Genomic DNA, 3,260 nt, shown 5'->3' with positions numbered 1-3,260 from the left:
ACGAGTCTTACACCACCATTCACACTCTTCACCTACACGACGCTCTTCCGATCTGGCCCAGGCGTTCGGCGCGCTCGACGCGGCCGGCAAGCTGCCCGCAACGGCGCTGCGCGATGCGGCCTTCACGGCCGTCAATGCCGACCAGCGTCCGCTCGCGGCCGGCTATTTCCGGCGCGCCATCGACGCCGCCGATGCCGGCGCGCTCGACCTCACGCCGCAAAGCCTCTACGAGACGCGCCGCGCGGTGTCCGAGCTGGAGCGCCGCTGGGGCGCCTATGTGGCGCTGACCTATCGCGGCAGCAACAACATGCAGGCGGGCCAGAACCAGTCGGCGCTGGTCGGCGACAACCTGCAGATCGGCGCCGAGGCCTGGTGGCGGCCGGCCGCGCTCGAGCGCAACGGCACCTGGGTCGATCTCTATGCGCGGCTCATCGGCACGCCGTATAGCGCGCCGACCACGTCCACCGACACGGTGACGGGCGACAGCTTCACCGGCACCTCGCCGACCGGCTGGCCGAGCCTGCTCTCCGCCTTCGGCGTGCGCTGGAAGCCGTTTGCCTCGCAAAACATCGTGGCCGCCTTCGAGCGGCAGCAGGCGATCGGCTCGGCGGCGCAAAGCGACTGGCTCGCGCGGCTCGGCTACTCGTGGGGCACGGGCGGCGACCTGCGCGTCGACAAGCCGAGCTGGAACAACGTCCAGCTCTATGCCGAGACCGGCTACTACCTCGTCGCGAACACGCGCTATCTCACGTCGGAACTCGACGCGGGCCGCAGCTTCCGCCTGCCCGATACGTGGCTCGGCCACACGATGCTGACGCCGCACGCCGTGGCCGCGGCGGACTACAACAACGTCTACACGAGACCGTGGGCCGTCGGCGCGGGCGTCGGCCTCAACCTGCGCACCTGGCTGCGCGAGGACCGCTATCATGCGCCGCGCTCGTACCTGGACCTGTCGGTGCAATACCGCCTGCGCGTGGCCGGCGACGAACGCGCGAAGGGCTGGTTCATTCGCAGCGTCTTCAACTACTGAACGAAACGGGGATAACTCGATGATGGTCAAGAACCCTACATTGTCCGCGGGCGCACGCCGCCCGAAGACTGGCGCCGCTATGGCCGTCATGGCCGCGGCGCTTTTCGCGGGCGCACTCGCGCTGGCCTGGGGGTCGGCCGCGTCCGCCCAGGAGATCGCGCGGCTCTATGCGCCGCAGGCGCCGGCCGGCTCCAGCTACCTGCGCGTGGTGAATCCGTCGGCGAAGGCCGTCAGCGTCGAGTTTGCGGGCAAGCGCGACACGCTCGATCCGAAGTGCAGGGTGAGCACCGATTACCGGGTCGTCGATGCCGCCGCCGGCGTCGAGATCAAGGCCGACGGGCACGCGCTCGGGCGCTTCGACGTCAAGCCGGGCACCTTCAACACGGTGGTGCTGACGGCGGCGGGCCAGCCGAAGCTGATCGCCGACGCCAGCGACGGGCGCGACGACCTGAAGGCGGAACTGCGCTTCTACAACCTCGCGCCGGACTGCAACGGCGCGCTCGCGATCGAGAACGGCGCGACGGTGTTCGATCGCGTGACGAGCGGCGACACCCGCAAGCGCGTCATCAATCCCGTGCAGGCTCGGCTGCAAGGGCGCTGCGAGGCGAGCGGAAGCACGGCGCCGGTGGCGCTGCCCACGCTGAAGTCGGGCGATCATGCGAGCGTGTTTCTGCTCGGCGCGGCCGCCGCGCCGCGCCTCGTGATCCAGACCGACGCCACCGAGCCGTACTCGGCCGGCCACTGAGCGCCGGCCCGCACGCCTATGGTCTTCGCGAGCATCAGCTTCCTGTTCGTTTTCCTGCCGCTCTTCCTGCTGGCCTATGCGCTCGTCGGTGCGCGCTGGCGCAATCTGACGCTGCTCGGATTCAGCTGGATTTTCTATGCGTGGTGGCGTCCCGACTTCCTGCCGCTGATCGTCTCGATCGCGGTCTGGTCGTGGGGCACGGGTTTGCTGATACAGCGCGCCGGGGCACGGCAACGGCGCTGGGCGCTGCTCGCCGGTATCGCGTGGCCGCTGCTCGCGCTCGTCTGGTTCAAGTACGCGAACCTGCTGCATGACACGGCGCGCTCGATCGGCGTGCCGACCGGCGCATGGCAGGCCGTCGTGCTGCCGATCGGGCTCTCGTTCTTCGTGTTCGGCGCGATTTCGTATGCGGTCGATGTCTATCGCGGCACCGTCGCCGCCGAGCCGAGCTTCGTTAGCTATGCGACCTATCAGTCGATGTTCGGCCACCTCGTGGCGGGGCCCGTCGTCCGCTACGAATGGGTGGCCGAGCGGTTGCGCCGGCGCGCGTTTCACGCCGCGGAGTTCGCGGTCGGCGTCGAGCGGTTCATGCTCGGCTTCGCGCAGAAGATCCTGCTCGCGGACACGCTGGCGCCGCTCGTGACGAGCGGTTATCAGCTGATGTCGCCGAGCGCGGCCGACGCCGCGCTGACGGTGCTCGCCTATGCGTTGCAGCTGTATTTCGACTTCTGCGCCTACAGCAGCATGGCGATCGGCCTCGGCCTGATGGTGGGGCTGCGCTTTCCCGAGAATTTCGACGCGCCTTATCTGGCCGGCTCGCTCTCGGCGTTCTGGCGGCGCTGGCATATCAGCCTGTCGAGCTGGCTGCGCGACTATCTGTACATTCCGCTCGGTGGCAGTCGCCAAAGCCTGCCGCGCGGCTGCGTGAATCTGCTGGTTACGATGGCGCTCGGCGGCCTGTGGCATGGCGCGAGCTGGACCTTCATGGTGTGGGGCCTGTGGCATGGCGCGGGTCTCGCGGCCGAACGGCTGTGGCGCGCGCGCCGCGGGCCGGCGCTGCCGTTCTGGGCGGGCCATGCCGTCACGCTGCTGTTCGTGATGGCGGGCTGGCTGCTGTTTCGCGCCGACAGTTGGGGCGAAGTGTCGACGATGCTGGCGGCGCTCGGCGGCGCGCATGGCTGGGCGATGTCGAGCGCGTTCGCCGCCGCGTTGCGGCCCAACCAGCTCGCCTGTCTGCTGGGCGGCATCGCGCTCGTCTATCTGCCCGCCGCCTGGCCGGCGGGGCACGCGCGCGGCCATGCGCTGCTGCGCTATCTGGCGGTGCCGCTGTGGCTGGTCTCGGTGTGCGTGCTGCAAGGACGCACCGTGGTCCCGTTTCTCTATTTCCAGTTCTGACCGCGATGCGCAAGTTCAACACGATGGCCTTTCTGATCGTCGTCATGGGCGGCGCGCTCCTGCTCGCCTGGCGCCTGAGCGGCGAGGCCA

The 3,260-nt window shown here is 69.2% G+C and carries 3 protein-coding genes; all 3 read left to right on the top strand.

Annotated elements, in window-relative coordinates; genetic code table 11:
- Positions 1 to 1,030: bacteriophage N4 adsorption protein A (locus GXB81_RS30710; protein WP_205991177.1), on the top strand; the 1,030-nt coding region annotated here is incomplete at its 5' end.
- 79 nt (positions 1,031 to 1,109) lie between these two features.
- Entirely contained in the window at positions 1,110 to 1,775 is a 666-nt protein-coding gene (locus tag GXB81_RS30705; RefSeq protein WP_205991176.1) for an alginate O-acetyltransferase AlgF, read from the top strand.
- 18 nt (positions 1,776 to 1,793) lie between these two features.
- A complete protein-coding gene (locus GXB81_RS30700; protein WP_205991175.1) occupies positions 1,794 to 3,170 on the top strand; it encodes an MBOAT family protein in 1,377 nt (458 codons plus the stop codon).
- Positions 3,171 to 3,260 lie beyond the last annotated feature (90 nt).

The organism is Paraburkholderia sp. Ac-20336, assembly GCF_017105025.1.
Taxonomy (GTDB): domain Bacteria; phylum Pseudomonadota; class Gammaproteobacteria; order Burkholderiales; family Burkholderiaceae; genus Paraburkholderia.
Note: the sequence above shows the minus strand (reverse complement) of the source record. Positions and strands in the feature narration are given on the sequence as shown.

What these genes read in the sequence shown, in the direction of transcription:
- GXB81_RS30705 (WP_205991176.1), top strand. Translation starts at nt 1,110, where the DNA reads ATGGCCGTCATGGCCGCGGCGCTTTTCGCGGGCGCACTCGCGCTGGCC.
- GXB81_RS30700 (WP_205991175.1), top strand. Translation starts at nt 1,794, where the DNA reads ATGGTCTTCGCGAGCATCAGCTTCCTGTTCGTTTTCCTGCCGCTCTTC.